Annotated in this window: 15 protein-coding genes; 9 read left to right on the plus strand and 6 right to left on the minus strand. The window is 55.8% G+C overall.

Features of this window, described 5'->3' with window-relative positions:
• The first annotated feature begins 11 nt into the window (after window positions 1–11).
• Window positions 12–1,385 carry an ankyrin repeat domain-containing protein gene (locus ACH3PB_RS00490; RefSeq protein WP_416397513.1) on the plus strand — a complete coding sequence of 458 codons (1,374 nt, stop codon included), beginning with the start codon at window positions 12–14 and terminating at the stop codon, window positions 1,383–1,385.
• Between the two features lie 412 nt (window positions 1,386–1,797).
• Window positions 1,798–3,033, plus strand: coding sequence for an ankyrin repeat domain-containing protein (locus ACH3PB_RS00495; RefSeq protein WP_416397514.1), 1,236 nt, complete (start codon window positions 1,798–1,800; stop codon window positions 3,031–3,033).
• Window positions 3,034–3,039: 6 nt separating this feature from the next.
• Here the strand turns inward: ACH3PB_RS00495 and ACH3PB_RS00500 are convergent, their stop codons facing one another.
• The 5 genes from ACH3PB_RS00500 to ACH3PB_RS00520 all read right to left on the minus strand — a co-directional run bounded on the left by ACH3PB_RS00500 (window position 3,040) and on the right by ACH3PB_RS00520 (window position 7,403).
• Window positions 3,040–3,522 carry a hypothetical protein gene (locus tag ACH3PB_RS00500; RefSeq protein WP_416397515.1) on the minus strand — a complete coding sequence of 161 codons (483 nt, stop codon included), beginning with the start codon at window positions 3,520–3,522 and terminating at the stop codon, window positions 3,040–3,042.
• Between the two features lie 101 nt (window positions 3,523–3,623).
• Entirely contained in the window at window positions 3,624–4,352 is a 729-nt protein-coding gene (locus ACH3PB_RS00505; RefSeq protein WP_416397516.1) for a hypothetical protein, read from the minus strand.
• A gap of 19 nt (window positions 4,353–4,371) precedes the next feature.
• Window positions 4,372–5,091, minus strand: a complete 720-nt coding sequence (locus ACH3PB_RS00510; protein WP_416397517.1) for a hypothetical protein — start codon at window positions 5,089–5,091, stop codon at window positions 4,372–4,374.
• 19 nt (window positions 5,092–5,110) lie between these two features.
• On the minus strand, window positions 5,111–6,421 hold the full coding sequence (locus ACH3PB_RS00515; RefSeq protein WP_416397518.1) for a hypothetical protein: 1,311 nt from the start codon (window positions 6,419–6,421) through the stop codon (window positions 5,111–5,113).
• A 94-nt stretch (window positions 6,422–6,515) separates the two neighbouring features.
• Window positions 6,516–7,403 (minus strand): LysR family transcriptional regulator, encoded by an 888-nt coding sequence (locus ACH3PB_RS00520; protein WP_416397519.1) that lies wholly within the window; start codon window positions 7,401–7,403, stop codon window positions 6,516–6,518.
• 119 nt (window positions 7,404–7,522) lie between these two features.
• On the opposite strand from ACH3PB_RS00520, the gene ACH3PB_RS00525 reads away from it, so the two are divergent.
• From ACH3PB_RS00525 to ACH3PB_RS00535, 3 genes are all read left to right on the plus strand, one after another.
• A complete protein-coding gene (locus tag ACH3PB_RS00525) occupies window positions 7,523–8,461 on the plus strand; it encodes a DMT family transporter (protein ID WP_416397520.1) in 939 nt (312 codons plus the stop codon).
• Between the two features lie 91 nt (window positions 8,462–8,552).
• Window positions 8,553–8,789: a TIGR02647 family protein gene (locus ACH3PB_RS00530; protein ID WP_344807702.1), complete on the plus strand. Its 237-nt coding sequence runs from the start codon at window positions 8,553–8,555 to the stop codon at window positions 8,787–8,789.
• 9 nt (window positions 8,790–8,798) lie between these two features.
• Window positions 8,799–9,809 (plus strand): LysR family transcriptional regulator, encoded by a 1,011-nt coding sequence (locus ACH3PB_RS00535; RefSeq protein WP_416397521.1) that lies wholly within the window; start codon window positions 8,799–8,801, stop codon window positions 9,807–9,809.
• A 61-nt stretch (window positions 9,810–9,870) separates the two neighbouring features.
• On the opposite strand, the gene ACH3PB_RS00540 is transcribed toward ACH3PB_RS00535, so the two are convergent.
• Window positions 9,871–10,302, minus strand: a complete 432-nt coding sequence (locus ACH3PB_RS00540; protein ID WP_416397522.1) for a DUF2069 domain-containing protein — start codon at window positions 10,300–10,302, stop codon at window positions 9,871–9,873.
• A 199-nt stretch (window positions 10,303–10,501) separates the two neighbouring features.
• Here ACH3PB_RS00540 and dnaE point away from each other — a divergent pair, with 199 nt between their 5' ends.
• From dnaE to ACH3PB_RS00560, 4 genes are all read left to right on the plus strand, one after another.
• Entirely contained in the window at window positions 10,502–14,002 is a 3,501-nt protein-coding gene (gene dnaE / locus ACH3PB_RS00545) for a DNA polymerase III subunit alpha (protein ID WP_416397523.1), read from the plus strand.
• A gap of 62 nt (window positions 14,003–14,064) precedes the next feature.
• Window positions 14,065–15,018, plus strand: coding sequence for an acetyl-CoA carboxylase carboxyltransferase subunit alpha (locus ACH3PB_RS00550; RefSeq protein WP_416399493.1), 954 nt, complete (start codon window positions 14,065–14,067; stop codon window positions 15,016–15,018).
• 10 nt (window positions 15,019–15,028) lie between these two features.
• Window positions 15,029–16,513, plus strand: coding sequence for a tRNA lysidine(34) synthetase TilS (gene tilS / locus ACH3PB_RS00555; protein WP_416397524.1), 1,485 nt, complete (start codon window positions 15,029–15,031; stop codon window positions 16,511–16,513).
• A gap of 66 nt (window positions 16,514–16,579) precedes the next feature.
• The gene (locus ACH3PB_RS00560; RefSeq protein WP_416397525.1) at window positions 16,580–18,760 is read left to right on the plus strand and encodes a malate synthase G; all 2,181 of its coding nucleotides are present in this window, start codon (window positions 16,580–16,582) and stop codon (window positions 18,758–18,760) included.
• Window positions 18,761–18,766 lie beyond the last annotated feature (6 nt).

Below are 18,766 nucleotides of genomic sequence, written 5' to 3' on the forward strand. Positions count from 1 at the left end.
AGGTTAGTGGGATGTCAAGAAACCTGATTTTTGTTCTTTGCCTGGTGCTTTTCCCTGGCTGGTCTATCGCCTCGGCCGATGACCAAAAACAGGAGCTTGCTGAGAGACTGGTTTACGCAGTTGCTCGCATGCCACTAGCTGCGGTTGAAAGTTTTCTAGCGGACGGGGCAGATCCTAACCAGCCTAATCGAAAAGGGCTCACCCCTATGTACTACGCCGCGCTATATAATCGCCTTGACGTTGCGGAGACGCTTCTGGCGGCGGGAGCCGATGTAAATAAGGGCGCAAAGTTTGATTTCGATAGCGCCCCTCTATACGTCGCCGCAACAAGTCTCAGACGTGGTGAAATGATTCGTTTGTTGCTTGATTCTGGCGCTGATCCCAATCGCTGCGGGCAAGACGAAAAAGCCAGCTTCACAGCGTTAGGCGGCGCGATCGGACGTGCATCTCGAGCCTTTGCATCACAAAAATCTGACAGTGCTGAGGGCTATCTTGACAACATCGAAATACTGCTGAGAAATGGGGCTACCCCACAGAAGGTTGATCAATGTGAGCAGCTGCCAGCGTTTTCCAAAGCAGTGTCCGCGCCTTGCTACGAGCGACTTCTGCACCGGCTATTGGATGCAGGCGCAGAAGTTCCACCCTATGAAGTGCGTGCTCTATCGAAAGACCCTACCTGTACATCCGTTCTAGAACGTGTTTTGAAGTTGACGTCTCCTGAAGAGCTGCGTGAGGCCGAAATAGTTATCGACGATGCAGTGGAGAGCAACCCGGGTATAGTTCCGCTGCTGCTAGCCCATAAGTTCGACCCTAACGGCCGCGCGGCTCTCGTTCTCGCCGCGGGGGAGGGGAACGTGGAAATGGTTCGGCTCCTGCTGAGCGCAGGCGCGGACATTAATCAAAAATCGACCTTACAGGGAAAGCCTCACGATTCTCCACTGACCGCCGCTGTGCGCAGTGAATACGCTGAATCGGTCGTGCCTATTTTACTGTCGGCAGGTGTTGATCTCGAATGGAAGGAAGATTTCGGCGGTCATACGGCCTTGATTCTCGCTGTGAGAAGGAAGGGAGGTGCGTCAATGGCGAAGCAGCTTCTCGCTGCTGGTGCAGATGTTAATGGCCAGGATCGTTCAGGGGAGACTGCTCTGATGCACGCGCTATGGCACCAAGAGGATTATCAGTTGGTTCCTCTACTGCTAGGAGCCGGCGCTGACGCAAATAAACCAGATAACACTGGGCGAACTCCACTGATGCGAGCCATGTGCCTATCATTATCCCACCCCATGATACCCCGCCTGCTCGAAGGTGGAGCTAACCCTCACATGACCGACCAAGACGGCAATACCGCTGACATGATAGTAGAGAAGGGACTCTGTGATGTTTAAGGAGAGCCGCCAGCCACCTGTAGCCCTGGCCTCCTTCAAAATCGCTGAGAGACCCTCCTCACTATTGCAACTGCGCAGCGTAGTGGTTCTGGGGACGTAGACAAACTCCGCCCGCAGCTATTCAAAGACTATGCAAAACTTCGAGATCTACTGAAACCCATGCAGAAGGGCTGATGGAACTAATTCAGATTAAAACGGATATCGAAAGATTCTCGAACACGGCTGCACAATGAGGCTTAGTCGGAGCTCAGGAGCGAGTCGCGCCTCCCGCATTCTGCAAAAATCCGTAGTCATTGCTTTCCTAAGCGTAGACGGAGGATTTGCTTGCGCTGACAGCCCGCCAGAGTTCACCATTGCAGACAAGTTAGTGGTGGCCGCATATCGTCATCCCACCACGGAGATCAAAAGGCTCTTGGCTGAAGGTGCTGATCCAAATGACTCTAGTGAGAACGGATTATTACCGCTAAATGTAGCGGCGAAGAGAAATCGGCTGGATGTGGTAAAGCTACTTCTTGATGCCGGAGCCGACGTGAATGCAATACCACCCATGCCCGGGAGTGGCACTGTACTTAGCGATGTCCTTCCAAAATCGAACAGTGTGGAGGTGTTTAAAACCTTGCTGAAAGCGGGTGCAGAGGCAAACGAATGTGCCACTGTGGGAAAAAGGTCACACTCTTTGCTTGGAATGGCAGTCAATAAGAGCGCCAGAGCTTTTGACGCCAATAACTACGATGAAGCCGATCAATACCTTGAGAAAGTCGACGCGCTACTTGATCATGGTGCAAACGTACACAAGGTCGAAAAGTGTACTCAGTTACCGGTGATGGCGCTCGCCATCTCCACGCAGTGTCACATTGCATTAATCGACCGTCTGCAGGAGGCTGGGGCAATTATCGCCGGCCCCCAGCTGGCCACCATCTCGCAAATGCCGAGCTGCTTGCCAGTTCTGCAGCGAACGGTGAACGGATTGATGGCGGAAGATCTACAAAAAGCAGCGATTACCATCGATGGTGCAGTGAAAAGAAATCCTGAAGCGGTGCCCATACTGCTTGATGCGGGCTTGAGTCCGGACGGCGATGCGGCACTCGAGGCGGCTGTCTCCAGCAATCGCCCTGAGCTTGTGCAAATGCTGTTGAAGAGAGGTGCGGACGTAAACCGCTTTCAAAATACCCTCGGTATCGGTAGCCCTACCACGCCGTTGATGAAAGCCGTCAGTACAGATAACGCGCTTGAGCTGGTCAGCCTGCTCTTGGAAGCGGGTGCAGATCCAAATACTCCAGATGACGGTACTGCCGCCCCGCCACTCATGATTGCGATCTCCCACAAAGACGCCCCGGCTTTGGTAAGACTGCTTTTGGCGAACGGCGCAAAAGTGAATGGTGAAGACAAAAGCGGGCAAACAGCGTTGTTTCGAGCGCTGTTCACGCCATCTGCAAAAGAGCTGATTTCACTGCTCATAGAGGCTGACGCTGACGTCAACAAGCAGGACAGCCGAGGACGTACCCCCCTCATGAGGGCTATGTGCGATTCACCCGATCACCCGGCACTTCCAGTTCTTTTAGACGCGGGCGCTGATCCGTCAATCACAGACGAGGAGGGGCTGACTGCGGAAATGATTTTTGAGCAGGGCCGCTGCAGGACGAGCTGAAGAGCGTCAGCTTTTTGTAGCCCGGGCCTCCTTCAACATCGCAGAAAACCCCTTCATCACTGTCAGGTAATCATCGAGCGACGATTTCAGTACCTGAAAGCCACCCTTTTCAACGGTAGCCTTAAAGTCTTTGCAGGACATTTCTGCGATATCAGCTTTGGTGGTCTCGGCGATCTTGGCGTCGAGCAGTGGCCGCATGGCTTGCCAGTCCTTTGAATGAGTCATCAGTTTCGCTGAGGCACCCTCAAGCTTGCCGACCGAGTTGATCTCGTCCCAGGTCTTAATCGCGTCTCGGGGAACGAGATCCGGCTCCTCCGTCTGGCATCGGTCATCGACCGAGCGCACCATGTGAATCGGCACGAAGAGCTTGATATAGGCGTCGACGAATGTATCTGCGTCTGGTGCGGCCGAGTCTTTGGCAACCGCAAACGGCGTGACCAGCATGAGTGCAGTCGTGAGTAGGGTAGGGAATACGAGGCGGTGGTTCATAAAGCATCCTGGCTAATGTAAGCGCGAGTCTCTGTTCGCAGAGGCGGCAAGAATACTATCTTGTAAGCGATGAGAAAGCGTTCGTGTGGTTAGACGGACGGCTAGCCAGCAGGAGCATCAGAAGAATGAATTTCGCTTGAAACCAGGGTGCTGTTGAACAGCCTGATCGCCTTCTCCTGATAGCTGCGCCAGTTCTGCAAATCATCCTTGGGTATGCTGATGGATTGGAACTTCAAGTGCGGCGTAAGTCGCGCGCCTCTGAGATTGCAGTAAACGGCTGATTTCGAACACTCAATCATAGATGCGTCGTTGCTGCCACGAGTCTTGATCAGGATGTACTCATAAGCATGCTGTTCGTATCGTTCGGCGGTGTTGTTCCAAATCAGGCCGGTTGAATATGGTGCATCCGCAGGGTGTGACTTACTACTTGCACCCTCGAAATAAACGCCTAGAGCCAGATTGCCGGAATCTGTCGAAGGGTCCGTGAATCCTATATGAAACCAGAATTTGTTCGAGACGCGATCAGTGTCCAGCCCAGGATTGGCGTCAAGTTGCTCTTTTCGCCAGAGCGCATACGGCTTTTCGCTATCAGAGTCCCACTCCATGTCGGTGCTTGTTCTCGTTACCGAGCGATTATCTTCGTCGATGTCCTCAAAATTGTAGAGATACAGCGCGCCGAAGGGCACACGCAGGGTATAGGTGACTTCCTCTGACTTGAGATACACCGTCCAAGGGGTCTCATAGGTGTTCGGCGCCTGATCTTCACAAGCACCCAGGAGCAGCAGACCGATGAGTCCGCTGCAGCATCTGAGAAAATTATACGCCTTCAAAATCGACGGCTCTGCTGTCTCATGTGTTTTCAGAATGGATTTCGCTCGACACCAAAGTGCTGTTGAACAGCCTGATCGCCTTCTCCTGATAGCTGCGCCAGTTCTGCAGGTCGTCCTTCGGTATGCTAATGGTGTCGAAATTTAGATGGGGCGACAAACGAGCTCCACGCAAATTACAATAAACCGCTGACTTCGAGCACTCGATCATGGATGCGTCATTTCTGTCTCGAGTCTTGATCAGGATGTACTCATAACCAGGCTGTTCGTATCGTTCGGCGGTGTTGTTCCAAATTAATCCGGTTGAGTATGGTGCATTCGAAGGGCGTCCCTTACTACTCGCTCCCTCGAAGTAGACGCGTAGCGCCAGTTTGCCGGCATCCATGGATGGATCTATAAAGCCGATGTGAAACCAGAATTTGTTCGAGACGTGGTCAGTGTTCAAGCCAGGAGTGGCGTCAAGTTGTTCTTTCCGCCAGAGCGCATACGGCTTCTCGCTGTCGGAATCCCACTCCATTTCGGTGCTTGTTCGCACTACCGAGCGATTATCCTCGTCGATGTCTTCGAAATTGTAGAGATACAGTGCACCGAAGGGCACACGCAGGGTATAGCTGACTTCCTCTGACTTGAGATACACCGTCCAGGGGGTGTCATAAGTGTTCGGCGGCTGATCTTCACAAGCACCCAGGAGCAGCAGACCGATGAGTCCGCTGCAGCATTTGAGAAAATTATACGCCTTCAAAATCGACGGCTCTGCTGTCTCATGCTTGTTCGGTCGTTTGAGCTCTGAGCTCTGTGAAAAGATCGAAGCGAAGTTGTCTATGGGCGTCGTTGACAGGGTGGTACTCCATTACCGGCTCATCGGTTGCCAAGTGGGCTGCCACCTCAGCGTCCGTCAGTTTGACAACGGCTTTCGTCTCTACGAGATGCTCGAAGCTTGCTTGAAATGCGGCTGAAGAATCAAGACTTTTACCAGATACCAGCGCATCTACATCACGCCCAATACTGCCCATCTGCCAGGCATATTGGAACGCAGCAGAAAAGCTATCCTCGGTCATCTTCTCAAAATCTACCCCTGCCTGTTCGAATAGAACTTTGTCATCGACCTGATAGTATTCACCCTCGAATTCGAACACCCGATCGAGGTTTGCGGCTGGTCTGGCAAGGCTTGGGTCGAACGCCGGGAGGTCATCCACGGGCACCATGAGTCCGGCCTGCACGAAGTTCATCTTTCGTTCCCTCTCCGCAACAATTCGATCGGAGGGTAGCTCATCCTTGATCTGTTCAAGGTCGGGCGAATGCAAGCGATCAAGCGCGGAACCATGATCTGAGTCGAATGCCTTGTCGAATAGCACTTCAATGCGCTGCGTCTCTTTATTCACAACTGTGATGAAGCGGCCGTCCCTACTGGCCTTGATATCATAGCGAGGATCATTTGCATATTCGGAGGGGCGCCGCCCGAGCTCGGCCTCGTCTTGCGCCAGAATCGCGTTTTCGCTACCTTCCGATTTCGCGATATGTTCGTCGCCAGGGATTCCGATGAACTGCGCGTTTCCAGGGAAGTAGTTTCCCATCCCCTTCGATTCCCAGACCGCTCTGTCGGTATGCATGATCTGATAGGTGTTGAAAAGTTCTGGGCGGCCTTTGTCGGCGGCATTCCTGGCCAGTCCAATAACGGCCTTATCGATATCGTGCGAGAACTTATCAAGCGTAAGCGTGTACTGCTCCGGATTAGCCATCTTCGCTCTGAAATTGCCTTCCAGCGCCATGCCACCGATCGCGCCAGAATAGGTGGTGATTTGCGCCTGCATAAGCAGTTGCTCGTTTCCGGTCACTGAATAAAGCTCCAGATAAGCGCCTGCTCGATCACCCTGGTCGAGACGGGCGCTGGCCTTATCAACAGCCTGGGCCAATTCCTGGTCCGAGGGTGTTCTCGGTGCAATTGCGCCAGTGAATTCGAAGGCTTTCAGTTCAGTGGGCGTGCCGCTGCTGCTGGTGGCCGACAGGCGCGCATTACTAGCTTCGCTGATAGCGAACGAATCAAGCGAGCGAGCGGCAGTGATCGATGTCATGAGGGCTCTTCCATGATGGGTGACGACAAGTCACCTCATTGTGCCCAGATCCACCCTGTCCCGCAGCTAGGGCGAACCCTAGCTAGGGTTTACCCTAGGTCTGCTCAAACAGCCCCATCACCAGCGCCCGCATCACCCCCGCCGCAGGCGACAGCGCCCGATCCCTAGACCAGGCCAGCACACACTGTCGCCTGGGCACCGGTGCCACGATAGGCACCGCCACAAGCCCATCCACATGGCTCGCAAGCAGCGTCTGCGATGGCAGTATTGTGTAGCCAAGCCCGCGACCGACCAGATCCAGTTGCACCCGTAAAGAGTCCACCTCAAGGTCAGTCTTGAAGGCAAGATCCTCCTTGAATGCCGTTTGCTCCAAAAGCGCACGCAAGCCATGCCGTCGACCCGGCAGGATCAGTGGCAATTGGAGCACCTCCTGAAAACTGATCGAGGCCTCAAGAGCTTCGGGATGATCCCGGCGACAGATCAGATGCAGGTCTTCACTCCCCAACGATGTAGTCGCCAGGCTGGCGCTGAGCGAGCTGCTGTACAGGATCGCGATATCCAGACTGCCGTCCAGCAGGCGCTCCTGCAGATCACCGCTGAGGGTTTCGAAGATGCTCAGATGCACCTTTGGATAAGCCCGGCGATACGACTCCACGAGCTTGCCAGTCAGCCGTACGCCGATGCTTGGTGGCAGACCAAAGGCAAGGCTGCCGATAATACTTTCACTTTGCACCGTCAAGGCCTGCTCAAGCGCGGTCGCCTCATCCAGCAGCGTTCGTGCATGCCGCTGCACCAGAACCCCTGCTTCAGTAAGAACCACGCCACGACCAGTCCGTCGAAACAGCGAAACCTTCAACTCAGTTTCGAGCTGCCGGATTAGCCGGCCCAGTGACGGCTGAGACAAATCAGTAAGTCGTGCCGCACCGGCCAGGCTACCAACCTCGGCCACCTGCATGAACACTCGAAGCTGCTTGATATCCATGAGACATGCCATACGAAATATGAATAGCTGATACTCTGGCGATGCGCTTGGTGAATAGCAAGCGGAGGCGCAACATAAGGCTTCTTCGGACAGAGTCGTCGATCATCAAGGAGCATGTCGTGACACGGAAACAGGTACTTCATTCAGGCTTGATACTGGTCGCCCTGGCTACATTCGCCATGGCCTTCAAGGGCATATTTGCGCGCCTGGTATATCAGGAAGGTGTGGAGGTGAATGCGCTGCTGGTATGGCGTTTCATACTGGCGGTTCCGCTGTTCTGGTTCGGCGGAATGTTCATGCTGCGCGGGCGCGACAGGTCGCGGTTGACCCGGAAGCAGTGGTACCTGTGTGCCTTCACCGGATTTCTGTTCTTCATCAGCGCCTGGTGTGATTTCCATGCCATAGAAGCGCTCGGCGCCAGCATCTCGCGGATGGTGCTGTATCTGTTTCCAGCGATTCTGATCCTCATCGAGGCACTGGAGCTCAGGCAGATGCCGACCATCCGCCAGCTGCTGATTTTCACCGGAGCCTGGATTGGCATTGGCATGATCGTTTTGCCCGATTGGCAGGGCGGAGAGCTTGACGCTGTCGGTCTGGCCTACGGCCTCGGCGCTGCGCTGTCGTACGCGATCTTCTGGCGCATGAGTCAGCCAATCATGAATGCCATCGGCTCAGTGCGCTTCAACCAGGTGACGAACAGTTTTACCCTGGCCGCGATGGCAATCTTTCTGTTGCCGACGCTTGAACCGGCGCAGCTGGTGCTGACGCCTGTCGCCTTCGGGTGGATGTCCCTCCTGGTGATTTTCTCCACCGTGGTGCCATTCTTTATTCTTTTCGAGGGCATTAGGCGCTCGAACTCGGTGGAGGCAGGCGTAGTGGCGATGTTCGGACCAGTGGTGACGGTCGTCGTTGCGCTGGCAGTGTTCCCGGATGAGGCGCTGAGCCTCGTGCAGTGGGCTGGCATCATAGTAGTGCTGGTGAGCGTGGGCGTGTTGAAGCTGGTCAAAGCACGACCCGCTGCCGTTATCACCGGCACAGCTGGACCTGTGCGAACGTGAATAAATCGTCGCGGCCTTGCAAAGTCTCTTTGTAGACTGGCGCAAGATCGTATAAAACTACACCATCGTCCAAAATAACAAGGAAACGGAAATGGCGCTTACACATGATCTCGTCGCTGAAACCAATCTGCTGGTGCTGTTCAGTCTGTCTTCCACGCAGGAAGGCCTCAAGGTCCACAAGCACTCGGCTGCACCTGAGGCTGTAGCGGCTGCTGAGCGGCTGTATCAGAAAGGTTTGGTAACCCAGAACGACGGTGGTTATCTTACCGATCTCGGCATTGAGGCTGCAGAACATGCCCAGAGGCTCACTGCGATTCTGACCAGCTAATCTTCCGCCATGGAAGTTCGTTGGCTCAACGATTTTATCGCCCTGGCGCATACCCGGCACTTCTCCCGGGCAGCCGATCAGCAGAATGTCACACAGCCCACTTTCAGCAGGCGGATAAAGCTATTGGAGGAGGAGATGGGCGCGCTGCTGATCAACCGCAATACGCTGCCGCTTTCGCTGACGCCAGCTGGCGAAGTATTCCTGCGGTCTGCAGAGCGTATCACCGCCTTACTGGCGGACACCCGCGAGCAATGCCAGCGCATACAGGCCGACGATACCGAGCGCCTCAACTTCGCGACCTCGCAGTCGCTGTATATCAGTCTTTACCAAAGCTGGTTGAAGCCTCTCGGCGAGCGGCTCGACCTCACCTTCGACTACGATCTCAATTCTTCGAAGTGGGGCGCGCGTGAATTCGCCGATGCGCTTTTGAGTGGCAGCACTGACTTGATGCTGACCTATTGGCATCCGGACATGTCGCTATTTAGTGCCGAGCAGGCCCAACTGCTACAACACATCACAGTCAATCATGAGCAACTCTTACTTTGTAGCGCGAGTAACGCGGCTGGTGAGCCTGTGCACGCTGCCGGACGTGATCGGGGTTCGAGGGGTAGTCTGCCTTGCATCGTGTATGACGATGATGCACTACTGGGGCCTGTTGTGAAATCGACGATGGAATCGGTCGATCTTGGGGTTAGCCTCGAGGTGGTCTGTTCCGAGAAGCACTGTATTGGCGTGAAGGCACTTGTGAAAGGCGGCTTCGGCGTAGGCTGGTTGCCTGGCCGGCTCGTGCGTACAGCACTTCAGCACCGGCAGCTCGCACTCATCGATCAGGTGCAGAGTTGCATACCTCTCGAGGTACGGCTGTATCGCCTGCGCAACAATTCGCACTCGCAGTTGACCTATCTTTGGGAAAGCCTCGAAAGGCAGGGCGCTCAGCTACTCGGAGAGCAGACTGATGAGGTCGACGGACACGGAGTCTCTAAAGACCCTGCCTCCAGAGTCAGAACTTACTCGCCGTAAACCACAGTTTCGTAGTTGCCAATAATGCCGAGGATGCTGTTGGCATCCTTGTCAGCTCGGCTCAGATCGCTGCGGGCTTCTCGGCTGCTGGCTTTGCTGCAACTACTGGCCGACTCATTTTGAGGTACAAGCCAATCGCTGTGAAATGCGCTGCTGCCAGTAACGCTACAGCACTGGCGATGAGCTGATTGTAAGTCAGCCAATCGACGATCGCCGTCGCGAAATAGATACAGAGTACAAAGCAGAAGCCGACGAGCAATTTGCGCTTTACGGCAATCACCGGCCAGGCGAAAAGCAGCAAGGGCAAAATTGTCCAGAAACCGATGATCCAGGGGTTGATGGCTTCGGCAGCGGCTTGTTCGTTCAGAAGCTGAGTGTTGACGGCGTTGACTGCAAACCACTTGTCAGCGAAAACGGCTATCAGCAGGAGTAGGTAGCTCAACTGCATGGCGAGCAGCATTCGGGGGGCTTTTCCAGATACGTCAGAGGTCATGGGATCCTAACTAGGCTTGAAACAGGTTGAAACAGGTCGAAAATAGTACGATCACTTCGGCAGCTGACACCATTGGCCAGACACAAAAACTCTACGCAAGCAGGTTGCGAAATCATCGCTGAGCACCGAGAATGGGTGAGCCGCAAAGCCAAAGCGAATCTCCCCGACACCCCAAAATCAATGGTCCAACTCCCATAGCATGACACAATTCATACATCTGCGCGTGCATTCAGACTTCTCCCTGGCCAATGGACTGGCGAAGGTGAAAGCCCTGGTAGGCGCAGCTGCAAAGCAGAAGATGCCCGCGCTGGCACTCACCGACCAGACCAACCTCTGTGGTGCCATCAAGTTCTACAAGGCCTGCGAAGGCGCGGGTGTGAAGCCTATCATCGGTAGCGATCTGCGCGTGGTCGACCCGGATATGCCAGGCCAGATTTCAACGCTCTGCTTGCTGGTCTGTGATCATAAGGGCTATCGAAATCTCACCCGGCTTATCTCCAGAGCATATACAGACGAGCAGCGTCAGGGCGACCCGGTCGTCAACCGCCACTGGATTCGTGAGCACGCCGAAGGACTCATTGCCCTGTCATGCGCACAATATGGCGATGTCGGGCAGGCATTGCTGGCTGGCAAGCAGGATCTGGCGCGCACGCGCCTGGACAGCTGGCGTTCGATTTTTGGAGACCGCTTCTATCTCGAGGTCCAGCGCACCGGGCGCAACGGCGACGATCAGTGCGTGTACGAAAGCGTCATGCTCGCGCAGGAGACCGGCTGCCCGGTGGTGGCGACCAACGACGTCCACTTTCTCAGCGCGACAGACTTCGAAGCGCACGAGGCGCGAGTCTGTATCGGCCAGAGCCGCACACTGGACGATTCACGCCGCAGCCGTGATTTCAGCGACGCGCAGTACTTCAAGAGCGCCGAAGAAATGGCCGAGCTCTTCGCCGATCTCCCTGAGGCTATTGAAAACACCGTCGAGATCGCCAAGCGCTGCAGTCTGACCATCCCGCTTGGCAAGTACTTCCTGCCGAACTATCCGATTCCGGAAGGCATGACGCTCGACCAGTTCTTCGTGAAGGTAAGTGAAGACGGCTTGCAGGCGCGACTGGAGTTCCTCTATCCAGACGAAGCGGTGCGTGCGGAGCGTTATCCAACCTATCGTGACAGGCTCAAATTTGAGCTTGATATCATCACGCAAATGGGTTTCCCCGGCTACTTCCTCATCGTAATGGATTTCATCCGCTGGGCTCGGGAAAACAAGATTCCTGTCGGGCCTGGCCGAGGCTCCGGGGCGGGCTCGCTCGTCGCTTACGTGCTGGGCATTACCGATCTCGACCCGCTGGCCTACGATCTGCTGTTCGAGCGCTTCCTGAATCCAGAGCGTGTCTCGATGCCCGACTTCGACGTCGATTTCTGTATGGATGGTCGCGACGACGTCATCAACTACGTGGCGGAAACCTACGGTCGAACGGCCGTATCCCAGATCATCACTTTCGGCACCATGGCCGCCAAGGCCGTAGTTCGCGATGTGGCGCGAGTGCAGGGCAAGCCTTATTCGCTGGGCGACCGGCTCTCGAAGATGATCCCATTCGAAGTCGGCATGACGCTGTCCAAGGCATGGGAGCAGGAAGAGGCGCTTCGGGATTATATCAATAACGATGAAGAGGCCGCCGAAGTCTGGGAAATGGCGGTCAAGCTCGAAGGCGTGACGCGAAACGTGGGCAAGCACGCCGGTGGAGTCGTCATCGCGCCAACCGAGCTTACCGACTTCTCGCCGCTCTATTGTGACGAGCACGGCGGTGGTCTGGTGACCCAGTACGATAAGGACGATGTCGAGTCGGCAGGCCTCGTGAAGTTCGACTTCCTCGGTCTGCGGACCCTGACCATCGTCGACTGGGCGATCAAGATCATCAATGCCCAGCGCGAGAAAATCAATGAGCCGCCGCTCGATATCGCTCGAATCGATCTCGAAGACAAGGCGGTTTTCGACACGCTGAAACGCGCTGAAACGACTGCTGTCTTTCAGCTTGAAAGTCGCGGTATGAAGGAGTTGATCCGTCGTCTGCTCCCTGATCGCTTCGAAGACATCATCGCCCTTGTAGCCCTGTTCCGCCCGGGTCCGCTACAAAGCGGCATGGTCGATGACTTTATCAATCGAAAGCATGGCCGCGCGCCGCTGGCCTATCCCCATACCGACTTTCAGCATGAGTCTCTAAAGCCTGTACTGGAGCCAACCTACGGCATCATCCTGTACCAGGAGCAGGTCATGCAGATTGCCCAGGTCATGGCCGGCTACAGTCTAGGCGGTGCCGACCTGCTGCGTCGTGCGATGGGTAAGAAGAAACAGGAGGAGATGGACAAGCAGAAGGCCTTCTTCGTCGACGGCAGTGAGCAGAACGGCATCTCTCGGGATCTTGCGGAGAAAATCTTCGATCTTGTGGAGAAATTCGCGGGTTACGGCTTCAACAAATCGCACTCCGCTGCTTATGCCCTGGTTTCCTATCAGACTGCCTGGCTGAAAACCAACTATCCCGCGCCCTTCATGGCGGCGGTGTTGACGGCTGAAATGCAGAACATCGACAAGGTGGTCACCCTCATCGAAGAGTGTCGCCGCATGAAGCTGGTGGTGCGCCTACCGGACGTCAATGTCAGCAGCTTCACCTTCACGGTCAACGACGATGGCGACGTGGTTTATGGTCTTGGCGCCGTAAAGGGTCTGGGTGAGGGGCCCGTGCAGAGTATTACTGAAGCGCGAAAAAATGGGCCCTTCGAGGACCTGTTCGACTTCTGCCGCCGTGTGGATTTGCGCAAGGTCAACAAGCGTGCGCTGGAGGCGCTTATCAAGTCAGGCGCGCTCGATGCCCTCGGGCCAGGCCGCGCGAAGATGCTTGCAGTACTGGAGGACGCGGTCAAGCAGGCCGACCAGCACAATCGAAATGAAAGCGCTGGCATGATGGACATGTTCGGAGACGATGCAGTGGCTGTCGAGGCAGATCCATTCGCCTCTGCCGCACGCATCCGCGAATGGAGTGACAAGCAGCGACTTGCCTATGAGAAGGACACGCTGGGCCTGTATCTCAGCGGCCATCCCTTCGACGAGTACGAATCCGAGGCACGCCGTTTTGCCCGTCTGCCGATCGCCGAGCTGCAACCCGCCAAGGACAGCAGGAAAATCGCCGGTCTTGTCGTAGCCATGCGCACCATGAAAACGAAGCGCGGCCATCTCATGGGCTTCGTCACGCTGGATGATCGAACCGCACGAATAGAAGTAGCCTTCTTTGGTGAAGCACTTGAAGTGGTCCGCGATGTTCTTGCCATGGACCAGATTCTGGTTATCGAGGGCGAGGTCGAGGAGGATACCTTCTCTGGTGGACTTCGTGTGCGCGGTCACTCAGCGGTCAATATCGCTGATGCCCGCAATGCATTGGCCAGTAAGATGACTCTGGCCATTGGCAGCGAGCGCGTAGATGATTCGCTCATCGGTGAACTCAGCACGCTGCTACAGCAGTTCAAGCCCGCCAATGGGAATGGTGAGGGCAATGTACGGGTTGGCTGTCCGGTCAGCATCCGCTATCAGCATGACTTTGCCGAAGCCGAGTTGGCCATGGACGACAGCTGGCGCGTCAGCCTCTCAGATGACTTGCTGCATGGTTTGCGTTATCTTCTGGGCGATCAGAACGTCGCCATTGTTTACAATTGACGTTTTACCTTTCATGACCAGTTGAAGGATTTCCAGCTGATATGGCCAGTGCCGACAGAGCAATGAACCTGAACTATCTCGACTTCGAGCAGCCAATTGCGGAGCTCGAGGAAAAGATAGAGGAGCTGCGCCTGATAGGCTCAGAGGCGGATGTCAACATCAGCGAAGAGATCGAGCGCCTGCGGACCAAGAGTGCAAATCTGACGGAAAGCATTTTTTCCGATCTGACGCCCTGGGATATTTCACGACTCTCCCGGCATCCGCGACGGCCTTACACGCTCGACTATATCAACAGCATCTTCACCGACTTCGACGAGTTGCACGGCGATCGCTCATTTGCAGACGATGCGGCGATCGTCGGCGGCACGGCCCGTCTGGATGGTCGGCCAGTAATGGTTATCGGTCATCAGAAAGGCCGGGAGATCAAGGAGAAGGTGAAGCGGAACTTTGGCATGCCGAAGCCAGAAGGCTATCGCAAGGCGCTCAGGCTGATGGAGATGGCTGAGCGCTTTGGCCTGCCCATTTTGACCTTTATTGACACACCGGGCGCCTATCCCGGTATTGGCGCTGAAGAACGTGGCCAAAGTGAGGCGATTGCCTACAATCTTGCCGTCATGTCGCGTCTGGAAACGCCAATCATCGCAACGGTGGTGGGCGAGGGTGGTTCTGGTGGTGCACTGGCAATCGGCGTCTGCGACAGGCTGCTGATGCTGCAGTATGCCACCTATGCAGTCATTTCACCTGAGGGCTGTGCGTCCATACTCTGGAAGAGCGCCGACTATGCCCCTGATGCAGCCGATGCCATGAGTATCACTGCAGCCAAGCTCAAGGCGCTCGATCTCGTCGACGAAGTCGTACAGGAGCCGCTCGGGGGCGCGCACCGAAATCCTCGTGTGATTGCCCGACGCTTGAAGAAGTCTCTGGTGAAAGCGGTCGACAGCCTCATGAACAAGCCCACCGACGACCTGGTGAACGAGCGGTACGAGCGCCTCGTCGCCTATGACAAGTACTTCTGAGCATTCATTCATGCGCGGGGTGTTCGAGCAGCTTGATGCCCTGAACGCCCAGCCATTTACCACGCTCCTCGTTGCTTACAGTGGTGGGCTCGACTCGCATAGTCTGCTCTGTCTGACCACTCATTGGCTTGAAAGCTTGCCAGCGCATAAGCGTCCTGAGCTCCGTGCCATTCATATTGACCATGGTCTGCACGCTGCCTCTTCGGACTGGGCACAGCGCTGTGGGACTGTCTGTCGGCAGCTTTCTGTGACCCTGGACATCGTACGGGTAGAAGTGAGGGCGCGCGGTAGTTTGGAGTCCGCCGCCAGATCTGCACGTTATGAGATTTTCGAAAACCGACTCACTGCGCAGGGTGTGCTCCTGCAGGGGCACCACCTCGACGACCAGGCCGAAACGATTTTGCACCGGCTGGTACTGGGTCATGGGCTGCAAGGCTTGAGTGGTATACCAGTATCCAGGGTGCTCGGTCGGGGCAGCTTACACAGGCCTTTTCTGGCAGCTGGTCTGGGTCGTTACGATGTCGAGCAAGTCGAGAAGCGACTCGTAGCCCTTGGCATGCCAATGCATCCTGTCGAAGATCCCAGTAATACCGACACCAGCTTCGACCGCAACTATCTCCGGCATGCGGTGCTCCCAACCTTGCTTTCCCGCTGGCCAGCTGCGCGCATTCGCATGTATCAGAGCTCGCAATACCTGTCGGACGCGGCTGAGCTTTGTGAAACGCTCGCTGAGCTCGACCTGGGTCGCGCAGCCCAAGGCATCAGTCGTTTCATCGGCTCGGATTACGCAGGCCGGCTACCGCTCTCTGAACTTTATCCGTGGCCCGAATCGCGGCAGCGGAATCTGCTGAGGTACTGGCTGAAGCGTCAGTCGCTATCATTATCTGAAGGCGCCTGGGCCGAACTGCTCGATGTCGTCGAACGCTCAGCCAGTGACAGCGGTCAGCAGGCGCACTTCGAGCTGGCAGGCGACGGCAACCATGACTGTGGCGCGAACGTCGAGCCTCAGTCATGGTGCCTTTCACTTTACCAGCAAACGCTATTTGTGCATCAGGGCATCAAACAATCGCGGGAGGCTGGTGACCATGCGGGCTCGCTAGCTTGTTTCGATACGTCTGTGCCTGATGCCGGCTTATGGCCTATGTACAGCACCATAATTGCACCTCAACCGGGACAGGTGGTGAGCTGTAGGCCAAGAACAGGTGCGACGCTCGTCAAGGTGGCCGGGCGTGCCAGAACCACGACCTTGAAAAAACTGCTGTCCGAACGGCGTCTGCTGCCATGGGAGCGCGACGTACTGCCGCTGATCTGTTACGACGGCGAGCCGGTCTGCATGCCCGGCGTCTTCGTATCTGCTGCTTACGCCCCCTCAGTCGCGGACAACAGTGATGATGTTGCGAAAGCACGGACGAGGCGCCTGTTGACCGTCGCCTGGCGGTCGCATGGCTTTGCCCCGGCTCAGCACATGGTCGTAATACCGCCAGTAATCCAGTAAACTCTGCCGCCTGAAATTCAATAGCACGGCACTCAGACATAATTTTCGTCAGGATGGGAAACAAGCATGACGCAACGAGTTCAGGTTGGCGGTCTACAGGTCGCAGAAGTACTTTACAAGTTCATCAACGAGCAAGCGATTCCAGGCACGGATGTCGAGCCGGAAACGTTCTGGACAGCCCTTGAGAAGGCCGTCAATGAGCTCGGTCCCGAAAACAGGCAGCTGCTCGCCAAGCGCGATGAGATCCAGGCTCAGCTGGACGAATACAATCGCAAGCAGAACGGTCAGATCAAGGACCTCGGCGCCTACAAGCAATTCCTCAAGGACATCGGTTACATCGTTCCTGAAGGCGGCGACTTCAACATCACTACTGAAAATGTCGATCCTGAAATTGCCACCATGGCAGGTCCTCAGCTGGTCGTTCCGGTCATGAATGCACGCTTCGCGCTCAACGCGGCAAATGCGCGCTGGGGCAGCCTGTACGATGCGCTCTACGGTACCGATGTCATCTCCGAAGAAGGTGGCGCCAGCAAGGGGCCGGGTTACAACCCTGTTCGTGGCGACAAGGTCGTCGCGTATGCGAAGAAATTCCTGGATCAGGCCGCGCCCCTCGCCAAGGGCTCGCACAGCAATGCTGTAAGCTATGCCGTGGTCGACGGTCAGCTGAAGGTCAAGCTGGAGTCAGGTGACGAAACCACGCTGAAGACTGCGGACAAGTTCGCCGGCTACCAGGGTGCTGCTGGCCAGCCTGATGCAGTGCTGCTGCAGAATAACGGCCTGCGCTTCGAGATCCAGTTCGATGCTTCACATCCGGTAGGCCAGACTGACAAGGCCCACATCAAGGATGTATTGATGGAAGCCGCCCTGACCACCATTCAGGACTGCGAAGACTCTGTAGCGGCTGTCGATGCCGAAGACAAGGTCGTGGTCTACTCGAACTGGCTCGGCCTGATGAAGGGCGACCTGGTTGAGAGCTTTGCGAAAGGCGGCTCGACCGTTACCCGCAAGCTCAATGACGATCGTGAATACAGCGCACCAGACGGCAGCGCGTTCAAGTTGCCAGGCCGGAGCCTGATGTTCGTGCGTAACGTCGGCCATCTGATGTCCAACGATGCGATCATCGACAAGGACGGCAACGAGATTCAGGAAGGCATCATGGATGGTTTCGTGACCACCCTGATCGCTATCCACGACCTCAATGGCAGCAACACTGTTAGCAACAGCCGACATGGCAGCGTTTACATCGTGAAGCCGAAGATGCATGGTCCTGACGAAGTTGCGCTCACCGTCAAGCTGTTCGACCAGATCGAGCAGGGCCTGGGTCTGCCGCAGAATACCATCAAGGTCGGCATCATGGATGAAGAGCGTCGCACTACGGTCAACCTGAAGGAATGTATCCGACAGGCGAAAGATCGGGTCGTCTTCATCAATACCGGCTTCCTGGACAGAACCGGCGATGAAATCCATACCAGCATGGAACTGGCACCGGTAGTGCGTAAGGGACCAATGAAGCAGCAAGCATGGATTGGTGCCTACGAAAACTGGAACGTCGACGTAGGTCTGGAGACGGGCCTCAATGGCAAGGCACAGATCGGCAAGGGCATGTGGCCCATTCCTGATCAGATGGCGCAGATGATGGAAGCCAAGATTGGCCATCCAAAGTCTGGCGCCAACTGCGCCTGGGTGCCTTCACCAACAGCAGCAACGCTCCACGCGCTGCACTACCATCAGGTTGACGTCATGTCGCTGCAGCAGGAACTGAAGTCACGCGAGCACGCCAAGCTTGACGACATCCTGACTGTGCCGGTCCTGAAAGATCCGCAGTCACTGACCGCTGAAGACAAGAAGCAGGAACTGGACAACAACTGCCAGGGTCTGCTCGGCTACGTCGTACGCTGGGTTGAAAGTGGTGTTGGCTGTTCGAAGGTGCCGGACATCAACGATGTGGGTCTGATGGAAGACCGTGCGACGCTGCGTATTTCCAGTCAGCACATCGCCAACTGGCTGCGTCATGGTCTGTACACCAAAGAAGAAGTCATGGAAGCCATGAAGCGTATGGCCAAGATCGTTGACGAGCAGAACGCGTCTGATCCTGGCTATAAGGCCATGTCTGCCAACTTCGACTCAAGTGTTGCTTTCGAAGCAGCCTGCGATCTCGTGTTCAAGGGTACCGAGCAGCCTAACGGCTACACCGAGCCCCTGCTGCACGCCTACCGCCGCAAGGCCAAGGCTCAGGCTTCAGCCTGAATCTGA

The organism is Allohahella sp. A8 (assembly GCF_047946665.1).
Taxonomy (GTDB): Bacteria; Pseudomonadota; Gammaproteobacteria; order Pseudomonadales; family Oleiphilaceae; genus Allohahella.